Origin of the sequence: Sphingobacterium phlebotomi, from assembly GCF_008180195.1 — a bacterium.
In the GTDB taxonomy this organism is placed as follows: Bacteria; Bacteroidota; Bacteroidia; order Sphingobacteriales; family Sphingobacteriaceae; genus Sphingobacterium; species Sphingobacterium phlebotomi.
This window is the reverse complement of the sequence record NZ_VTAV01000001.1, coordinates 525,038-545,797: the sequence shown is the minus strand read 5'-3', so window position 1 is coordinate 545,797 and position 20,760 is coordinate 525,038. Positions and strand designations below refer to the sequence as shown.

At 41.0% G+C, this 20,760-nt stretch carries 12 protein-coding genes; 2 read left to right on the top strand and 10 right to left on the bottom strand.

Annotation, left to right across the window (positions count from 1 at the left end; translation table 11 throughout):
* Nucleotides 1–2: 2 nt before the first annotated feature.
* From FXV77_RS01910 to FXV77_RS01885, 6 genes are all read right to left on the bottom strand, one after another.
* The gene (locus tag FXV77_RS01910) at nt 3–1,325 is read right to left on the bottom strand and encodes a DUF4302 domain-containing protein (protein WP_148917524.1); all 1,323 of its coding nucleotides are present in this window, start codon (nt 1,323–1,325) and stop codon (nt 3–5) included.
* Between the two features lies 1 nt (nt 1,326).
* Nucleotides 1,327–2,757 carry a substrate import-associated zinc metallohydrolase lipoprotein gene (locus FXV77_RS01905; protein ID WP_148917523.1) on the bottom strand — a complete coding sequence of 477 codons (1,431 nt, stop codon included), beginning with the start codon at nt 2,755–2,757 and terminating at the stop codon, nt 1,327–1,329.
* Between the two features lie 17 nt (nt 2,758–2,774).
* On the bottom strand, nt 2,775–4,274 hold the full coding sequence (locus FXV77_RS01900; protein ID WP_148917522.1) for a RagB/SusD family nutrient uptake outer membrane protein: 1,500 nt from the start codon (nt 4,272–4,274) through the stop codon (nt 2,775–2,777).
* A gap of 11 nt (nt 4,275–4,285) precedes the next feature.
* The gene (locus tag FXV77_RS01895; protein WP_222867683.1) at nt 4,286–7,924 is read right to left on the bottom strand and encodes a SusC/RagA family TonB-linked outer membrane protein; all 3,639 of its coding nucleotides are present in this window, start codon (nt 7,922–7,924) and stop codon (nt 4,286–4,288) included.
* 213 nt (nt 7,925–8,137) lie between these two features.
* Nucleotides 8,138–9,334, bottom strand: coding sequence for a FecR family protein (locus FXV77_RS01890; RefSeq protein WP_148917521.1), 1,197 nt, complete (start codon nt 9,332–9,334; stop codon nt 8,138–8,140).
* A gap of 47 nt (nt 9,335–9,381) precedes the next feature.
* Nucleotides 9,382–9,915: an RNA polymerase sigma factor gene (locus tag FXV77_RS01885; protein ID WP_148917520.1), complete on the bottom strand. Its 534-nt coding sequence runs from the start codon at nt 9,913–9,915 to the stop codon at nt 9,382–9,384.
* Nucleotides 9,916–10,525: 610 nt separating this feature from the next.
* Here FXV77_RS01885 and FXV77_RS01880 point away from each other — a divergent pair.
* Both FXV77_RS01880 and FXV77_RS01875 read left to right on the top strand, forming a co-directional pair.
* Complete coding sequence (locus FXV77_RS01880; protein ID WP_148917519.1) at nt 10,526–11,119, top strand: hypothetical protein; 594 nt, start codon at nt 10,526–10,528, stop codon at nt 11,117–11,119.
* Nucleotides 11,120–11,291: 172 nt separating this feature from the next.
* Nucleotides 11,292–12,410, top strand: coding sequence for an ATP-binding protein (locus tag FXV77_RS01875; protein ID WP_148917518.1), 1,119 nt, complete (start codon nt 11,292–11,294; stop codon nt 12,408–12,410).
* An 865-nt stretch (nt 12,411–13,275) separates the two neighbouring features.
* On the opposite strand, the gene FXV77_RS01870 is transcribed toward FXV77_RS01875, so the two are convergent.
* The 4 genes from FXV77_RS01870 to FXV77_RS01855 are packed head-to-tail and all read right to left on the bottom strand — an operon-like array spanning nt 13,276 to nt 20,732.
* A complete protein-coding gene (locus tag FXV77_RS01870) occupies nt 13,276–14,589 on the bottom strand; it encodes a DUF4302 domain-containing protein (RefSeq protein WP_148917517.1) in 1,314 nt (437 codons plus the stop codon).
* A 6-nt stretch (nt 14,590–14,595) separates the two neighbouring features.
* On the bottom strand, nt 14,596–15,498 hold the full coding sequence (locus FXV77_RS01865) for a zinc-binding metallopeptidase (protein ID WP_246162160.1): 903 nt from the start codon (nt 15,496–15,498) through the stop codon (nt 14,596–14,598).
* On the bottom strand, nt 15,498–17,093 hold the full coding sequence (locus FXV77_RS01860) for a RagB/SusD family nutrient uptake outer membrane protein (protein WP_148917516.1): 1,596 nt from the start codon (nt 17,091–17,093) through the stop codon (nt 15,498–15,500). The genes FXV77_RS01865 and FXV77_RS01860 overlap by 1 nt, the downstream gene beginning before the upstream one ends.
* Nucleotides 17,094–17,117: 24 nt before the next feature.
* A complete protein-coding gene (locus tag FXV77_RS01855; RefSeq protein ID WP_246162158.1) occupies nt 17,118–20,732 on the bottom strand; it encodes a SusC/RagA family TonB-linked outer membrane protein in 3,615 nt (1,204 codons plus the stop codon).
* Nucleotides 20,733–20,760: the final 28 nt, after the last annotated feature.

Sequence of the window (20,760 nt, the reverse complement as noted above, 5' to 3'; positions counted from 1 at the left end):
AGCTACTCACCTAACCTACCATATATCAAATTTCCTCTGTCATGCACCGGACTTATACCGATGATCGGAAATTTAACCGAGTTATCCGCACTGGATACCCAATCAATAACGAGTTCTCTCTCATCGCTACCATCACCCAGAATATCGTTGACTGGCTTCACTTGCGTGCTCCTGCTTGACCAGTTTCCATTGTTTGATGCCCGTTTCACAAAAAGAGTGTTTCCTTCTCTTCTATAGTCATATGTGGCGGAAGCTATATACCTCGTTGAGCCTGACGTATAGTCGATATAAAATGTCGCCGTTGTACTATTCGTAAATCCAAAATACATCGATGTAATATTTCTTCCTGATGCGGTAAATAATTCCCCAACTCTATCGAAAATATGCACATCTGCCGTCACACCCGGTATCGCGTCATCACCTGTTATTCGCTTATATGTTTTATTATAGGCAAAAGCGCTTTCAATACTAAACAATGGGGTAGACTGCGTAAGAAGATCTTCGAGACTGCCGTCTGTATAGATTAGTTTCACCTTACCATCGAACAAAATAAAGCTTTTTATCGATTTGCCATTAAAAGGGACAAAATTCGCCAAATGTACTTCAGACGGGGTGTAGAAGAATGAAGAAGTCGTACTAGAATCGATATCCCCCGTTCCATCAATATAACTGAAACTGACATTTTTAGTTCCGTTGTCTATGGAAATACTAAGTCTATTGATGGGATCTCCGATATACGGAAAGACAAAAGCATCATTATAGTCCGCTGCAAATGCATTCTTGAAAGCGTTTATCCCATCGTTCACAAATAGCTGTTTCTCTTGTGCCGTTGCTTCGACCAAGAAAAACGGATGCTCATATTTCTTTCCTTTAAAAAATAAGGTATCCCGATTGCTCCGTTCATACAAAAATTCAATATCGCTCTGGAAACCCTCACCCGCCTTACCATTGGCTACACCAGGAACAGGATCGTACATCAGGGAAATATAGTTATAGGTATCAAACACGAGTGTCGGACTAAACAGTGGTGAGACACGATATGTTGAAAGACTTGGTACCTGCGCAGTTTCATTAGAGAAATCACTTAGCATCTCCACTTCCTGGTTTTCCTTAAATGTGAAATAAAAACCATAGCCTCCTTTCAATCCGGTTGCAAAACCACCCTTCCAGCCGTTAGGAGCCCCCACCAGCCTATTACGAACAAACTCCAAACTATCTGACATCCGCTGTTCCGGTGAACCGTAAAAATTCAGATCTGCTTCTACTTTCTTATCACAGGAAGACAGACCTATTAATATAGTTATAAATATTAATGATGTTCTCATATTATTTCAATTCAACTGGTCCATAAAAATAATTTGAAGGATTCTCTTTTTCATAAAAGCCGCCAAATGTTCTATACAACGGATCATCTTCCGCAATACTTGACGGCAACCAATCCGCTACAAATACTCTATTAGTAAAGTAAGGCAGCATATACTGTTCAAAATATGGCTTGAACCGAGCGTGGCTGCCATTGCCATGACTACCACCAGTTGGTTCCGGCAGAACTTTCGAAAATTTGATTTCCGAAGTAGCCGGATCAATTTCAAACGTAAAGTTATAAGCCGCATAAAATCCTATGGCTGGGTCGGTAGCACTTGAAGAATACCCAAACTGAAGCATCATGGTAGTGCTTGACGTAAACTGCAGTTCCATATTTTTCAAATACCGACGGTTTCCGGTAGGTGTTTGCGTCGCTACCGCATCGTAAAAGGTCTTCCACAAATTGCTGAATGTCGTAGAAATACCATATTCAGTATAATGTGAAGCACCAGGTGTATAGATTATACTACTGATTTTATCATCCATCAACCAGGCGCCTAACGTTTGTGTCAAATCCGCTGGATCCTGTGCATTATACAAATTCTTAAACGACTCTTGCACCTCATTCTGCAGTACCCGAAAATCGATATCGAAAGCATCTTTAAAGTACTGTACCACGAGCTCTTCTTTCCTTCTCAATTTTGCTTGCGCACTTTGGGGTGCCGACATAACATAATTATCAAACCATACTTGACCTTCCACCAGCAAGTGTGCCACCATTTCGGCAAAATCTTCTGTATATACCATTCGGGCATATCGACTCACAAAGCCCATAGATTTTGCAAGCTCCGCCGTATTTGCCGCGTTCGTCCAGTCAGAATAATAATCTGCTTTTGTCACCTCGGCAAATTCTGGTAAAATGATCACGTTCTGATTTAAAATATGTGTAAATTCATGGTGAATTGTCCTTAGTTTACGGCGTACTCCACGATCTCCATCGACTTCTTCTTTCCGAAAGTTATTAACGTCAAACAAGGTCACTTTTCTCCCACCATCAGCAGTCCCCAAGGTAACCGAGCCATTGGAATTGTAGGAAACCGAACCATACAGCACATATTGTTTAGGTGTAAATGTTTTAATGAATTTGGCGCCCGCGACTCTTTCATACGGTTCTAGATAGAGGCGGAGAACCGCTTCCATCATGGGTTGTACTTTATCCAGCTTTGCTGGTGCAATGTCTTTGGAAACATCCGCTAAATTCCGGCTGTAACGATATATAACTTCAATATTATAGGGATTTGTGAGGTTACTCATAATCCACTTATCGATTTCATTCGGCACGATTTGATCTGTATTATAACTATCCATATCAACATCTAAATTGTCGTTATCCCTCGTGCAAGCTGAGACAACAAAGAAACCGATTATATAAAGAATAAATATTTTGTTCATGTCTTTATTAATTAATGTTACCTAGGATTAGCAGGGATACCTGCATTAATTGCATCTTGGGGAATCTGAAAGACTCTTCTTGGATCGCCGGGCGCCAAGGTTTGAAAGGTTTCTGTACCGTCTGTTGCAATAAAATTATGTCTTACAGTCAGCTTATGCCGTAAAATATCCATCCAGCGGATACCTTCCTGCATAAACGCTATTCTTCTCGTCTGTAGTACAGCTTCCATCATTGCCGGTTTATCAACGTTTACTTCCTCACCTTCACTTGTTATATTGAAGTAAGCTTTTGCTTTAGCAATTGTCAATCCGTGAGTTGAGGCATTATAATCAACAATCCGCGTAGACGCAAAGTCATCGAGGTCCCTAATCGCTGCAGCATAATTCTCTTGATGTATATATGCTTCCGCACGGTTAAGCAATACCTCGTCAGCTGTCAATACGGGAGACATAATATACGGATAGCCTGTTCCAGACTGCACATTGGTATAATGAAAATATTCATTAAATTTATTCGTCGTGTAATTGGGTGCGGTGTATATACCAAACCGGTTCCGAAATGCAGCTCCAAAAACCGTTTGGCCATTATAGTAATCTTTTACCATTTCGCCGAAGCTATACCGGGCATTGCCTGCACCGGCGCTACGTTGGAATACAGAATACGTATTGGCGAGCAATATATTCCATGGTTTCTCCGCTTTTGTATATTCTACCCGATGCTCAGCGTACGACAACGGAAAAAGCTCGCCGGTGTATTGCCTAATCCTTCGTCTAAAATTACCATCCGGATAAATTTCGGCAGCATGTTCAATGACTTTATCCCATTCACCTTTAAAAAGATAAAACCTTGTCGCAAACGCGTGCGCTGCTTGTTCCGTGAAATGATAGCTAGGCACATTATAGAACGCACCTCTTAAAAGCGGTAGACCTACAGTCAGATCTTTCTCGATCTGTTCATATACAGAAGCCACGGTACCTCTGTCATATAAAGGCCGGGTAACTGTCTCAGGCTCCAACGGATAAGGAATTCCCATCCCTGCGTTGGCTCCTTCTGGATCATAGGCTTCACTGAAAAATACAGACAACATAAATGCCGCGTAAGCCCGGGCAACTAAAGCCTCGCCCTTATATTGCAATGCTCCATCGCCGAAGTCAGCTGTTTCGAAGGACACCAATGCCTGATTAGCAGCCGCGATAGCACGATAACAAGCATTCCAATATTCCGTTGGTGTTCCGTTTCCGGTTTCCTGTACAACATTCCAATTGTATAGGCTGATAAAAGGCTCATTGTTATGTCCCGCCAATTGGGCACTTTTATCTTCCGCGTTGTCAGATGCGGTTTCAGCAAACGTAAAGTAATTCCTATCTGGGTAAGCCGACACCAACAACTGTCCTAATTTTTCCCTGGTATCGATATCTGTTCGCATATCCGGGTTTTCATCCAGAAACTTTTCACAGCTCGTATTGGACAACAACAGGAGAAATATTGTCCATAATTTTATTGATTTATTTTTCATGAAGTTTTTCATTAAAATCCAACTTTAACTGATAATGTGTATTGTTTTGGAATCGGCATTGCCACTCCTCCGTTATTAAAGAATTCCGGATCAGACCCATTGAGCTTGTCGTCGGAATATAACAGGGAGATATTGTTTCCAACTAACGACAACTGCATCGAGCTGATACTCCATTTGGAAGTCAGTTCTCGCGGCCACATATAAGATAGCGAAAGCGTCTTGAACCGAATGAAATCTCCTTTGGCAACTCGCTGGTCTGAGTAATTGTACACGTTATACGGATATAAAGCGTTGGTGGTCGTACCGTTCGGCCGGACAATATTGTTGTCTGCTATAAACGGATCAATAATCGCCGGCACATTCGTATATTGCTCATCTCCAGTCATTAACCATCGGTTCACCATATCTTTAGACATCGAGCTCATGTCGTTATAAATGGCAGAAAATGTGGGTTGCAAGCGAATATAATTACCAACACCGAACGTAAAAAGCGACGATAAAGTAAATCCTTTATAAATAAATTGATTGTAAAAACCACCTGTCGTCGTGGGGTCAACTGGTCCATGATATTTTAGATACGCCATATCTGTTGTGTTTTGCAGATAAACGTAAGGTTCATTACGCGTTCCATCTGTACCAATATATGTAGGATAACCATATTGCGGATGCAGTCCATCGAACATCACCGAATATAGTCCCCGATGCGCACGACCTTCCATAGGGGCACCTTCTGCCCGAACCAAGGACCAAATATTCGGATTCACCTCCAATTCCGTGATCTCATTCTTATTGTAGGCAATATTAAACTGTGTTCTCCACTGAAACCCGTCTGTTCGACGGATAGGATAACCTGCGACAGTAAATTCCACACCTTTAGACTTCATCGTCCCGTAATTTGCCACTTTAGTGGATTGCCCCCCTACTCCCGAAGTCTTCACCGCACCTAATAAGTCAAAGATATCCCGGTTATAATAATCTACTGTCAAGCTTACCTCGTCATTAAACAGGCCCAAGTCCGCTCCTAAATTAAATTCATAGAGTTTTTCCCAAGTCAATTCACTATTGGCAAGACTTGAAATATATACCGCCGTTTCCTTTTCATTTTCATATGGACGATAGGTCAACCTGTTATAATATAAGGTAGCTGAATTGCTCGCTTCTCCCATATTAGCGACCAAGCCATAAGTACCTCTAATTCTTGCAGAACTGAGGTAATCATTTTCCGGATAAAACGATTCGCGATCCAGATCCCAAGCACCGGAAATATTCCATGTAGGCAACCAGCGAACAGATCTCGACATACCCATCCTATTGGAACCATCGTATCGGAATGTACCATTGATAGAATATCGCTCCGCAAAATTATATGCTCCTCTAAACATAAACGCAGCATTACGGTCTTTACCGTAGTTCATTCCAAAATAGGGGTCCCCTCCTTCTATAATTTTCTTAAAATATCGGTAATTGGGATTAACAAGCCCGCTGTTGCCATATTGATAACCGACACCGTCGTAATCGGAATTAACACGGTCCGCCATCCGAACTTCCATTGAACCGAATAGATTCACGGAATGGATATCCGCAAAAGTGGCATTATATTCTAAATTTTGTCGAAAATAATAATTTTTAATATCGTTTATCGTGGTATTGTAAAAACCTCCTTCGGGAAGAACCACAACCGCCGGTTCATTCGGAAAATACGGATCTTTATATAGAAAAATATTATCGTCATTTACAATTGCATTGGGATTTGCCCTAAACGCTCCTGCCATATTAGAGTTATCCAATGCATGGTGATTCCGTTGAGAAAGTGCATAACGATATGCTCCATCTACCGAATAAGTCAACTCATCCAAAATTTTGTACCGGATACCTCCTTGTATCTTAAGATCGATCATCTTCAACGTAAGATAATTGGTCTCCAACTCATTAATAATATTAAATGGTGCGTAATTCCGATTAAAATATTCCAAGTCACCATTTTCATCATAAGGTGTAATTAATCGGCTTGTATTGAGTGCATACGAATAAGGATTGATATCAAAATCTCTGGAATAGGATCCATAAACGGGATCCGACTGCCGAGTTAATGTTCCCGGGGCCCGTTGATCCCGTATGGAACCGTTAATCAACATTTCTGCGCTCAGTTTATCATTGAACCGTACATTCTGTCTGATGTTTCCCGTAAAACGTTTAACATTATCACCCATCGTCTGACCATTATCGCCTGTATAACTCGTGGAAATATAGGTCTGAGCCTTATCTGTGCCCGTTGATATGCTAATAGAATGTTCTTGTAATAAAGAGTTGTTAAACAGGATGTCAAACCAGTCCGTATTGGCTTTGGTGTAGCGTTCGAGAAAATTCAACCGGTCTGCAGGCGTATTCTTTAATGCAAAGGAATCCGTATCTTCATCATATACATACATCAGATCATACATCTTTGTAAAAATACCGCCTGCTCTATTGTTTGATACCGCAGCATGGCTTAAAAACCCCTTATTTTCCAACTCTAGCAATACAGACATCTGTTCTGCTGAATTCATGATGTCAAACTGATTATAGTTTGGTTTGAGATAAGTCGTAAACGTACCGGAATAGTTTACATTTGCCCGTCCTTCTGTATTAACACCTCGTTTGGTCGTGACGACAATTACGCCATTCATCGCTCGTGCACCGTACATAGCAGTAGCTGCAGCGTCTTTTAAAATTGTAAGAGACTCGATATCATTTGGATTTAAACCTGCGACGGAAGACCCCAATAAGGTATTTGCATCACCTGTTGACAAAGCTTCATTGGATATGTTTACCATATCTTCGAGAATAATTCCATCAATTACCCATAAAGGTTTATTGTCTCCCGATAGGGATGTCGCTCCACGCACACGGATCTTTGGCGCAGCACCGAATGTCCCGGAAACATTTTGTACAGATACCCCTGCTGCCTGCCCTTCCAACATCCGGGAAATATCCGGAACTCCAGGGCGCTCAGCATCTTTTGCGTCAATACGCGAGGTGGCTCCAGTAAACAATTTTCTATCTAAATGCTGATATCCTGTTGCGACAACTTCTACCGATTCTAACGCTCGTTCATCAGCGTCCAGCACTATAGTAACAGCTTGTTGATTGTCAACAGCAATCTCCCTTACCTGATACCCAATATAACGAACCTCTAGCACGGCATCGGCGCCAGCAACGATGGAAAATGCGCCGTTGACATCGGTCTGTACACCTATCGTAGTTCCTCTAACAGAAACGGATGCACCAATGAGTGGGTCTCCATCACGGCTTCGAACGGTTCCTGTCACACGGTTTTGCAGTTTGCCTACCTTCGTTTCTTTTGTTTTCGTATTTTCATCTTTGAGATTGATGGTCACCGTGCCGGCAATCACTTTAAATTCAAATTTAGCCGGATCGAGCACACTCTTCAAGGCATCTTCCAAAGACGCATCATGTAGATCTACTTGAACATCCCCGACCGTGCGAGCTACTTCACTACTATAGAAAAACCGATGTTTGGTCTGTCGGGATATTTCTGCGAAAAAATCTTCCATTTTCATGTGAGGAGCAGACAACGATACGCGCTGTGCTAAACTATTGGCTTGAACAGCGGTTACTATTACAAATATTAAAAATAAGGTTGTCTTCATCTTTAAGTACAGATACTGGGGAAACAAATGCCTTCGTAGGGCACGACGCGCTTTCCCAAGTGAAAAGTTATTCATACATTTGGTTGTTTGGGTGAATAATTTTTTTAATCAAATCAAATTGAGCGAGCTCAAACAAATCTCGCGGGGATGCGGCCAACATCCCTGCTTTTTTCAGTTTTTTACTCCAATAGCTTTTTCTTCATATTCTTTTTTTTAAGTCTCTGATATTGTTAGTTTTCGTCCTTCTAATTTGAGGGTCAGCTTTGTTGCATAAGTAAGTAAGTCTAGTACTTCAGACAGGTTGACATCCCTACCAATTGATCCGGCATAAGTTTTTGTTGTTGAAACTGACGATCCAACGCGAATATCTAAATCATACCAAAGGGAAAGTTGATGCGCAATCTGTACGATATTATCGTCTTTAAAATAAAACTCGCCATTCTTCCAGGCCAAGTCTCTTTTTAGATCTGTATTTCTCACCTTGAGTTCATCACGGATCACAGAAGCTATCTGACCCGGCTTTAACACCCTACTTTTATTTCCTGCAAAAACCTCTACCTTTCCCTCTGCCAGTGTTGTGTACAATCGGCCGTGGTATGTATTGACATTAAAATGCGTACCCAAGACCTTGACACTTCTACCCTCCTTCACATCAACAAAAAAAGGTCGGTCTGCCTCGTGTGCCACTTCGAAGTAGGCTTCACCTTCCAGAAACACCCGTCTTTCCTGGTCTGAAAAGACGACTGGAAAACGAAGCTTTGACATGGCATTGACCCACACCTTGGTACCATCTCCCAAAACCATGCGAAAGAAGGATGCCCTAGGGACGACTAATGTATTATATTTCCCTTCCTGTGTTTTTTGGTCTGACAGAGCAGCCTCCGTAGTGTAATGCATTTCCTGTCCATCATGCACGAGTCTGACACCATTTCTTTCCTCCATCCGAGCTTCAGCTTCCAACGATATGGCTTGTCCATCGGCAAAGATGAGTTGCGCCCCACTACTTGCCGGCTTTATATCGACTTCTTGCGGTATTTCTTGCTTTACATGGGGTGCCTTTTCAGAAGATTTCCAAAAGAACAACCATGAAAATGTTAAAAGAAGTATGATGGAAGCTGCTGAAAAGACGGTCATCAATCCGTTCCTACGAGTACGCCTAGCTCCTGTTACCATGAACTCCGAGTCTTCAACCTGTTGACGAAAATTTTCCCATGCCACGTCTTCGTCCAAGGCGGCCATAGCTTTGAGTTTCTTTTCTACATCAGAAGTTACTTCAAATTCCTTTAATAAGGCTTTGTTTCGACCGTCTTCCTCCAACCAGGCCAAAAATTCAGCTTCTTCTTCTTTGGATAGGCTGTTTTTTAAATATCCGATCAATAATTTTACGATGCGGTCGTGATTAGTTTCCATATTACAATATATAGAAACATTCAGAAGACGTTAGGACCACAAAAAAATTAATTTTTTATAAAAAAAATGAAAAGAGCTAAAAATTCGGGATTCAATTTTCGGATAAGCACTTCCATTCCACGCTGTTTTTGAGTTTTCACTGTGTTAACACGTATACCCATTTCTTCTGCGATCTCCGCATTAGACAGGCCTTCCAAATATCCTTTTCTAAAAACCTGTTGGCAAGAGCTGGGCAACGTTGCAACAATAGACAGGATCTCCGCGAGTACCTCCGAACGGATGATATTGGTTTCAATTTCACTATCGTAATGATCCAAATACTTCGTTTTTTCCCAATACCGATTGACGATCTTTTGTTGACGTGTCAAATTGTAACAAGAAAAGCGCACGGTTGAATACAAAAAGTTTTTAATAGCAGATTCATCTTCGGAAATACGGTCTTTTTGTTTGAAGTAAATTAAAAAAGCATCCGAGACGACATCCTCAGCTATCGACATGTCTCCAGTCATTTCCCATGCAAAATGACATAGGCTTTTATAATACTTTTTAAATAGAAGTTCTTCTACCGTTTGTTTTCGCATATTCTACAGCTTTCCTTAGTACCTAACATCGTCGTGAAGCACTAACAAACAATCAAGTAAAATAAAAATACATCTAAAAACAGAATTTTTTAATATATTTTTTCAAAAAAACATAAACAAATAAAAATAACCTTCCTTTTTTATTAAAAAACAATAAAAATATCATCCTAAAACCTAAATATTATATACGAATACTACATAACACTCAATCCATTCACCTTTTTTTAATCATGAAAAATTATTTTTTTCAAACAAAACACGAAATGGGAAATTTTCATCATGATCTAGAATTAAAGTCGTTCTTTATATCGTATCTTTATATTTTTATCTTAGCCGTATAAAAAACGACTAAAAAACTAGGTAATACATTTTAAAATTGACCTTAAACAGTGAAAAATCTAACACTATATGCCTGTGTAATTTTTGTATATGCTTGCTTATCCTGTACTTCAAAAAATAAAAACGTTAACTTACTAATTGATATTCCAGTGGAAGGTGAAAAATCATCTCCATATTCAACCTTTCGAATGGTACGCAGGTTCATGAAGACACCTTACGTGGTAAACTCATATTAGATTCTCTATCATATGGCATCCATTTACTTACCGTAATGTGGAATCGGGATGTTATTAGTCCCGATGAATTTAAAAGCTTGCGGCCTCACACCTTGGACGATCCAGCGTATTATTCCCTGCAAAAACGCATTTTTATTGACCCTAAACAAGGGGAAACAATGCGCTTATATACACCGGATGGTGTAACGAAAGAAATGCTCGAAGAGCAACTGCTATCCAACGAACGCACTTTTACGCCATCCATTGAAGTCGAGGGAAAGCAAGCACAACTATACGAAGCATATGAATCCATTTGGCATCAGTTCAGACAACAATACCACAGCCAAAGGGACAGTTTGAAAAAATTGCTTTATGCCTATAATGATAAGGGTGATTTACAGCAAGCTGCAGCGATAAACCTACAAATCAAGAACTTGTGGGAAACCGTGGTTTTACCCCAATACGAAAACGAAGAAAAACAGTTTTTAATAGCACATGCTAACGATATTATTGTTCCATTTATACTGCATAACCGCATAACTAGCCAAGAACTTTACCAGTCATTCAAATCGGTTATTGACGCCATGCCGGAGAAGTATCGGGAACTTCGTTTTATTAAGGGCTTGGAAAAGTTGAGGAGTGAAAAGTAGAGGGAATGTAAAAAGAGGTATTTGTCAGTTTAGTAATAGAAAATCTGTAGGAATATCTGGGAATTAACCAATAAATACCATAACTTTACAGGATTGTAATCCTGTATTATCATAATAACACAGGATTACAATCCTTAAATATCATAATAATACGGGAATAATATTTAATTTTATGGTAAAGCGTGCACTCCGAAAAAAAATCCAAGACCGTCTTTTCAAAGGAAAAGCACTGCTTATTTTTGGTCCACGACAGGCAGGGAAGTCAACACTTGTGGAAGATCTTTTACAAGATAAAGATCACTTATATTTAAATGGTGATGATGCGGATACGCGTGATATATTAACCAATACCACAGCGACTAAACTTAAAGCAGAGATTGGGAACAATAAAATAATATTTATTGATGAGGCACAACGCATTCCCAATATTGGATTGACGCTAAAATTATTTACCGATCAAATAAAATCCGTACAGGTCATTGCTACAGGATCATCTGCTTTTGAATTGTCCAGTCAAGTTAATGAACCGCTAACAGGGCGGAAATATGAATTTATGCTTTATCCCTTAAGTTTCGGCGAAATGGTACAGCATCATGGTTTAATCCAAGAAAGACGATTGATAGAACACCGTCTTATCTATGGTTATTATCCGGAAATAGTATCAAAAGCTGGAGAGGAAACCGAGTTGCTTAAATTACTGGCGAACAGTTATCTCTATAAAGACCTCTTGATGCTGGAGCAGATAAAAAAACCTTTAATCCTATCAAAACTCTTGAAAGCGCTGGCGTTGCAATTGGGGAGTGAAGTAAATTATCAGGAAATTGCACAGATGGTCGGAAGTGACCCCAAAACAGTTGATAAATACATAGACTTACTGGAAAAAACATTTGTTGTGTTTCGTTTACCGGCTTTTAGCAGAAATGTACGCAATGAAATAAAAAAGGGCAAAAAGGTCTATTTCTATGACTGTGGTATCCGGAATGCCGTTATCGGAAATTTCAAGTCCCTTAGCGCGAGAACAGATGTGGGTGCTTTGTGGGAAAATTTTGTTATTGCCGAACGGTTGAAATACAGAGCATATCATAATATGGATGCGGAACACTATTTCTGGCGCACCACCCAACAACAGGAAATAGATTATATAGAAGATACAGATGAGCGGCTTTATGCTTACGAATTTAAGTGGTCACCGACAACGAAGGCAAAATTTCCATCAACATTTGCATCAAGTTATCCTGGCACTGAATTTAAGGTTATATCTCTAAGTAATATAGAGGAGTTTTTGCTTTGAAGGCTCTATAGTGTAAAATATAAAGACATGTTTCTTAGGGTTTAAATGGAGAAACATGCCTTGATTGTTGAGCTTCCTATTATGTTATCGTCAAATTAGTAACTCTCTATTTTCAATCACGGATTGACAAGATGAAAATATCATAAAAACCGATATTACTAATTTAGATAAAACAATAATTTTTCTCATAAAAATAAGTTTACATAGCTATATAATTCATTAAACATAGGAGAGTCTTGTCAACTCCCCTATGTTTTTATAATTAATCAATTAGCCACGATAAATTTGATAACTGTTGAGAAAGAATCAAAGATATTCCAGTTCTTCCACTCCCAGCATTATTCACTATATAGTTTGCTACATTATAAAAATTGCAGAATTTATCAACACTATCTTGAGTAGTTGTCTCCGATCTCACTCCTGCGTGTTCCATGAGATCCTGGAGCGTTCGGGGCTTAAGGAATTGGTCATAAAAATGTTCATGATTTCCCTGAGATCCGCCGGGTCCGCTACCTCCTCCTGTAGATCCAACAGATGGTGGAGCTGGTATATTCCGCAAACAACGTTTGAATTTGTTTGTTGATTCGCTTGTATAGCCTCCATCCGCATTCACGGAGGTCATATAATCTGTTGCACAAGTATTTACTGATAATTGGTATTCCAACACCTCAGGTGGAGTATCCTCTAGGTTAATGTAGATAGATCTTCTATCTCTACAATATTACCACTTTCTTGATTACACGAAACGATTAGTATCGATGATGAGATTAGTAAAAATAAACTTAAAATCTGCTTTTTCATATACTTTCTATTTTGAATAAACATAGGAGAGCTATGACAGCCCTCCTATATTTATATACACAAATTAGTTATTTAAAGGGTCATTTATTTCTTCCAAGAAAACTCTCATAAAATTATCAGGAAGTTGATTGTCAGTCAGCATTATTATACTTGGTTTCTCCAGTCCTTCTTCTGATGTTATTTTAAACGTCCGACCATTAAAAGGTACCAGAATATCAGTCGGCCCCGCATTGTAGTGCGTTCCCGTGAATCCGGCGTTCAATCCATACCCTCCTAAAAACGTGAATCTGACCTCATCTATGGTGCCCTGGACCGGTGTAATGGTGTACGATCCCGCACCTACTGCCACCCAATCATTCAATGCAAACAACACTCCTCCACCGAAGCCGGATGCTACAAGAGAAACATTTCCAACATATAGATTGGACATTGTAAAGTTTGCTGCAGCCAATTTACCTCGGGCAACATCCCAATAGGAGGCAGTCAAAGGACCAATATTGCTGTAAGACATTGACCACAAATTTTGCGTAAACCACAAATTCAATGGCGTCACATCCGGAACTATTTTAAAAGTTGTATTATCATTAGTATAATAGCCATAAGGGTAAGCAGCTGTAGGTTCGACGTATTTTAGGGTCTTAAACCTCACGCCTTCCATTTCCTGTTCGGCGTAAAACTCCAGTCCGCTTGGGATCACACGAAAAGACATCTGCTTTCCACTGTCATCTTTCGGATTACGGAAAATGCGTATTGGAGAAGAATAGGGTATATCCAATAGATCTCCAGAAGCATCTTCCAGCTTAAAAACACCAAATTGACTAAACTGAGCAGCAGCTTCCTGATATGCTTCTGCTTTTTGCTCAAATTCATTCGCGTTTAAAGGCAACATCACGACTTCTGTTCCACTTTTCTTACTTTTAAGCACCACCGAATCTGCTGTCGCTTTCAACACGATAAACTCAAAGTCACCTTTCATCCCGGTATCATCTGCACCAATACCTCCATTATCCATTCCCGGTTCCGTGTACCAATGAATAGACTTATTGTAACCGTTAAACGTTAGTACTGGACCAGACTCATGAATCACGGCATAACTACTTGTTTGCGAATTCTCTATCGCATCCGAAGCAACTGTTACCTGTGCATTGGAGATAAATTTGGCAAAAATGGTATATCCACCAAACTCCTGGTTCTGACTTGGGTAGTATTTCATCTCCCAACCAGCTTCATTGCCTTGCAAGACGCCATATGCATTGGCAATCGCTTCCGTCATGCGCAGGGAGGCATTTTCTTCGAAGATACGATCTTCCTCCCGCTTACATGACGTCATAAGTAAAGCTGGAAGCAGAAATGTAAATATGATATATTTCAATTTCATAATATCCTAATTTAAAGATGTTTGATCAAAATCGGGCAAATTCGCTTGTCTAGTCATAATCTCCTGACGTAATACATCTAGATCGATCGCCCATGTATTTTGGAAATAAGTTTTCACAATATCCAATTTAGCCTCTATCATTTCTTTACCTATCTGGTCACCCGCATTAATGCGAGATTCCCACTGGTCAGACGACATGGTTATATAATGCGAATACATTTCTACGAAATCTTCATTGGGCTCCTTGGAAGCATACGCTGATATAAATCCATCACTAATCACAGCGGCTAGTTCATTTCTATCATCGTAGATATCGTTCCAAGAATCAGAAACATAACTCGAACCTGCTATTTCAGCAAAAGATGCCGGATAATCCTTCGTTTGATGAAGAATATGCGCAAATTCATGGTGCATCGTATGGAAATAGTACTCATTCAGAAAAGCAATATTTGTACTTGTTTCTGCAGTAAGTTCATTCAGCGCGTAGAGCGTAATTTTAATCCCACCCTCAGCTGTACCGAGCACAAATGTACCGTTATTACGATAGGCCGGCGAACCAATATAATTTAAGAGTTTGGGGAAATATGTTCGCATAAAATCCTTATTGCCCATTACCTTGTCGTAAGGTTCTATACCTAGATATTGTAACAACTTGGTCATACGCACAGCGCTTTCGTAACGTGCCGGACTTAAATTATAGTCCATATCCGATTCGGCTTCTACATATTTATATACAATAGCAATATTGTAATCTTTCGTGAAGTGCTCTCCTATATAGTTGTCCAATTCATTTTGGTCCACTTCCAGATCCACGAGGACACTGTTCGGATCTAAGTTGTCTTCTTTACAAGCGAATAACAATAACGAAGACAATAACAGGATATTTATTTTTTTTAATATTTTCATCATTATCTAGGATTAGGGGTTAAACCTGCAGAAATAACATCTATTGGTAGCTGCAAGGCCTTTCTGTTATCACGTGAGGTCAATTTAGTACTGCTTTCAACGGAAGATACGGTTGTTCCTGATTCAATCATGCGGCGTTCAATTTCTATACCGTAGCGTTTGATATCAAACCAACGTAGTCCCATGTGCAGCGTTTCTATCCTTCTGATAAACAACAAAGCATGGAGCATGTTTTCCTGCGTACCTGCCTCAAATGGGATCATATCGGGATCAAGTCTTTTCTTAGGAGTAGGTTTATCGGCTTCAAAATATGCCAAGCCATCTGCCCATGTATTGATACTCTCCACAGTGAAAGTAGTCGGCGGATTTACCAAGGTATTATCTAGCCAACGTCTCATGTCTACCAATGCGTCCTCATAGCGTTTCAGGTGAATAAGAGCCTCTGCGCGTACCAACAGTGTTTCCTCTGTCGTGAAGGGTGCAAACACACCTCGACTATAGCCGATTCCTGCGACCACATCTGTATATTCAAACTGGTACGAAACACGCGGCCATAACTGTTTATCTAAATTTGTTCCGGAGTAGACAAACAACCGCAGAACATACCCATTGGAAGCGCGTGCACCATAGGGTCCGTTTGCTAGTGCAGTTTCCGTTTCCGAAATCAATGCACCGTGTGCAAATCTCGAACCCGAATTATACGGTCCAAAATAGGTTCCATGATCTGTTCCAATTGCGCTGAGCATAAGATTTGCTTTGATATCACTCCGGTTGTAATAAATCGCACCATTAGGAAATCCTCTAGTTCCAACAGCAGCTGCAGCAATAGCCTCGTTATCCCTTAATAAGCTTGAAGGGTTAACGCCAATAGCCGCATTAGCATAGCTAATTGCTTTTTCCCAATCTTGCATATACAAGGCTATCCGAGCCAACAATCCATTGACAGCACGTGTGTTCAAGTGATATTTCGGCGTAGAGCCATACGAGGCATCATCAATTAATGGGAGTGCTTCTTCCAGATCTTGCATCATATAGTCGTAAACTTCCTGTACGGAATTCCGTTCATATTTCGGATCTAGCTCGTCTTCTGGTGCTAGCATATAGGTGATCCCCAAGTCCGTTGAGGCATAATCCTTATGGTAATGCTGTGCAAACAGATTAACAACAATAAAGTGTGCATAGGCTCTTGCGGCTAATGCTTCTCCACGTTGAGCGTTTAGATTCTCTGGATTCCCCATTTCCTCAATCGCTGCCAATGCCGCATTGGCACTGCCAATTGCGCTATAACATGCTTCCCAGACTTGTTTTGGACTATCATTTGCGTCTTCCGTTACCTCGTTCCAACGGAACAATTGTTCTAGATAACGCTCACTATTAGGGTTACTGACACCATAGTCATCCACATTATCTGACGACATTTCAGCAGATACTAAGTATGCCGCACTTGGATAAGCAGATACCAATATCTTATCGATTTTATCTTCGGTATCCAGTTTCGCCCTGTTGTCCGGCATCTCGTCCAGAAACTTATTACAGGAAGAGAGGCTTAAACCACCTATCAAGGCTATTGTTATATATAATTTGTTCTTTCTTTTCATTTCAATCCTATCTTAAAGTTCCCATTACAACCCTAAACGCAATGTCAAAGTATACTGCCTGGCAATCGGTGCCGCCACACCACCCGCATTCACAAACTCAGGATCCTGTCCGTTTAGTTTCTTATCTGCATAAATCAAGAATAGATTCGTCGCATTGAAACGCAATCCCAACGAGTTCACTTTCCACGCACTCAACCAATCTTTGGGTAGCTCATACGTAAGAGATACATCTTTCATACGAATAAAATCGCCTTTTGCTGTACGTACAGATGAATAATTATATGTATTGTACGCATATTGAAGATTATTACTGTAAGCCCGGTTCTGTCCTTTCGAAGCGATAATTGGCACATTCGTATACGCCTCATCCCCCGGCACCATCCAGCGGTCTGCAAACTCTTTAGTAGACGCGGTTAGGTCATTGTATTCATGTTTAAAAACTGGATCTAGACGTACCACGTTACCAAAGGAATAGGTTATAAAGACATTCAAACCAAAGTTTTTGTAATTGAATTGGTTACCCCAACCCCCAGTATGGACAGGATCTGTCGGTCCTTCGTATTTTAGATAGTCGATGTTATCACGCTCCTGAAAGTAGATATCAGTGGTGGTCTCTTCATTATTCGGCCCTATAAATATAGGTAACCCTTCATTGTTTAAGCCGACAAAAGGAACAGAGTACAGACCACGTACCGGTCCGTCTTCTCGTGCGAAACCGGTTCCTGTAATCAAATCAATGACACGGCTCCGGGTATCCAAGCGGGTTACTTCCGTCTTTACATTAGAGTAAATCAGATTGGATGTCCATTTGAAAGGATTATCCCGAAAGATGTGTCCAGTCAGACTTAGTTCGGCACCCTGCGATTTCATGTCCGCAACATTTCCCATTTTGGAGATAATACCGCCTAGTCCCTGTGTGTTCACCACACCAATCAGGTCAAAATTATTCCGCTTAAACCAATCAAACTCTACATTGATTCGGTTATCCACAAAACCCATCGACGCGCCGATATTCAGTTCATGCTTTTTCTCATACGTCAATTCACTGTTTGCCAAGTCGAGAATTTGCAACCCCGATTCGGTATCGCCAGCCGTTGGTCTCCAGGGATTATACGCAGAATAAATTGCGTGGGAGTTCGTTACATTTGCTGGTCCCCTATCTCCTGTTAAACTGTAAGAAGCTTTTAACGTCAAGTGCGATAGGGCTGGAGCAAGATTTTCAAAGAAAATTTCTTCATGTGCATTCCACGCTCCCGACACGTTAAAGCTCGGCATCCACCTCGCAGATGTCGCTTCTCCTAGCTTATTCGCTCCTTCATAGCGGAAGGTTCCATTTAAGATATACTTTCCTGCGTACGCATAAGTTAAGTTGGTGAAAAATGCCGCCTGTTTGTACCTAGTGGTCGTCGGATCGTTATCTTTATTTCGGTTTACGTGAAAATAGGGTGTATTTTCTTCCTGCCCTCTTTTGAAAACACGATAATCTGTAAACGGACTTTCACCTAACTCATATTGCAAGCCCCACCCCCTGAACCAGGTATTGTTTCTATCCGATGCGGTCAATTCCGAACCGGCGAAAGCACTCACAGTATGGTCATAGTTGAAGGTCTTATTATATTGTGCCGTGAAACGGAACAATTGCTCGAACATAGTATAATCGGTACGGTTATAAATACCACCTTCCGGCAATACGGAAACTGGTCTTGCATAAGGATTGTCCGGGTCTGTATACAAGAACGGATTTCTATCCCGTATAGTTGTGTTCTCCGGGTTGATACCCGCTCTATAAGCCATCGCTTGGTTAGAAAGATCTTTTACATAATGGTGCTGGGCAGTAGATTGGTACCGCACTGAACCAAAGGCACCTACTTCCAATTCTGGTATGATTTTCCATTTCAAGTCTCCCTGGAAACGTAAATCCGCTACGCTTACATCCATATAGTTATTCTCCAACTCGTGCAGAATATTAAATGGCGCATAGTTTCGCGTATAGAATACATTTGGATCTAATACACGCGAGGTATTCATCGCGTAGGCGTAAGGATTTATATCAAAATCACGCTTGACTTCTCCAAATACCACATCTGTAGTTTGTCCTAATGTTCCGGGAGCCTGTTGTTGACGGTACGATCCGTTAGTTATGATATTCAACCGAAGGTTATCCGAGATATTGTAGTTGGCATTCAGATTACCAGTGTAACGATTTACACCGCTTCTCTTGGTCCATCCTGGATCCACCAGCGCACTGATTGACGAATAGTACTGTGATTTTTCCGTACCGGACGACATGCTGAGGGCATGGTTATGCTGTAGGCTGGGTTGAAACAATTCGCCAAACCAATCGGTATTCCGGTATTCTGCTTCTCGTAAAAAATTATTGACGTGGTGCCTGTTCGTAAACAGGTCATTGGGAATCTCGCCCGACTGAATGCGTCTGTACAAATCACCATACACGCCGCTATTATTGGCCACCGGAATATCTCCAAAGCGGATGTAACCTTTCGCATACATATCTTGGTAAACCGACATCTGCTCTTGGGAGTTCATAATGTTAAATTCGGAATAACGTGGTGTTGCCCGAGAGGTATACTCGCCGGTATAGTTCAACGAGCTACGTCCGGCTGTTCCTTTTTTCGTTGTAATAACGATTACCCCTGCCATGGCTCTCGCGCCGTATATGGAGGTTGCTGAACCGTCTTTCAAAATCTGGAACGATTCAATATCGTGTGCATTCAATCCGGCTACGGCAGAACTGATTAACGTTAAGGCATCTCCGGAAGAAAGTGCATCTGCATTAACATCTGCGACATCTTCTACAATAACGCCATCAATAACCCATAACGGCTTTGATCCGCCATAGATGGAAGTTGCTCCACGCACGCGGATTTTCGGAGCGGTACCGAATGTACCGGTTACGTTTTGTACGGAAACTCCTGCCACACGACCTTCCAAACCACGGCTCGGGTCAATCTGTCCGCCAATTTGCGCCGCTTCACCCGAAATTTGTGATGTTGCACCGGTAAATAAACGACGGTCAACCCGTTGGCCCATCCCGGTTACCACGACTTCTTCAATCGCCTGGTCTTCTGCCATTAGCTGCACATTCAATGTACGTTGATTACCTATGCGTATATCCCTGGTCAAATAGCCTACGTAACGGAAAGTTAAGGTACTGCCACTGGGAGCAGCGATTGAGAAGTTACCATTCTCATCCGTTGTAGTACCTTGTGAGGTTCCTTTTATACCAATAGATACACCGGCTAGCGGTTCTCCGTTCATCGAAGTCACGCTACCGGTAATCGTATTTTGTTCGCTAACGGCGGCCGTTTTCAACACAGGAGCAGTTTCCCGGTAATGCACGCTAACCGTACCCGCGAGAACCTTAAAAGAGTAATTCGCTGCCGGCAGCATCATGTGGAGCACATCTCCTACATCCGTTGCGCGTACATTAAGGTTAACACGTGATGATTTGGCTATCACATCGTCGTTGTACAAAAACTTAAGGTTTGTCTGTCTGCTAATCTGCTGAAAAGCATCTTCTAGCTTCGCATTCTTTAAAGAAAGAGATACTTTCTGTGCAGTTCCTTCTGCATAGGCACAGGTCATGAAAACCAGCAAGAGAAAAGTTGTAATTTTCATCGTCCGGAGAATTAAGACAATAGGCCGC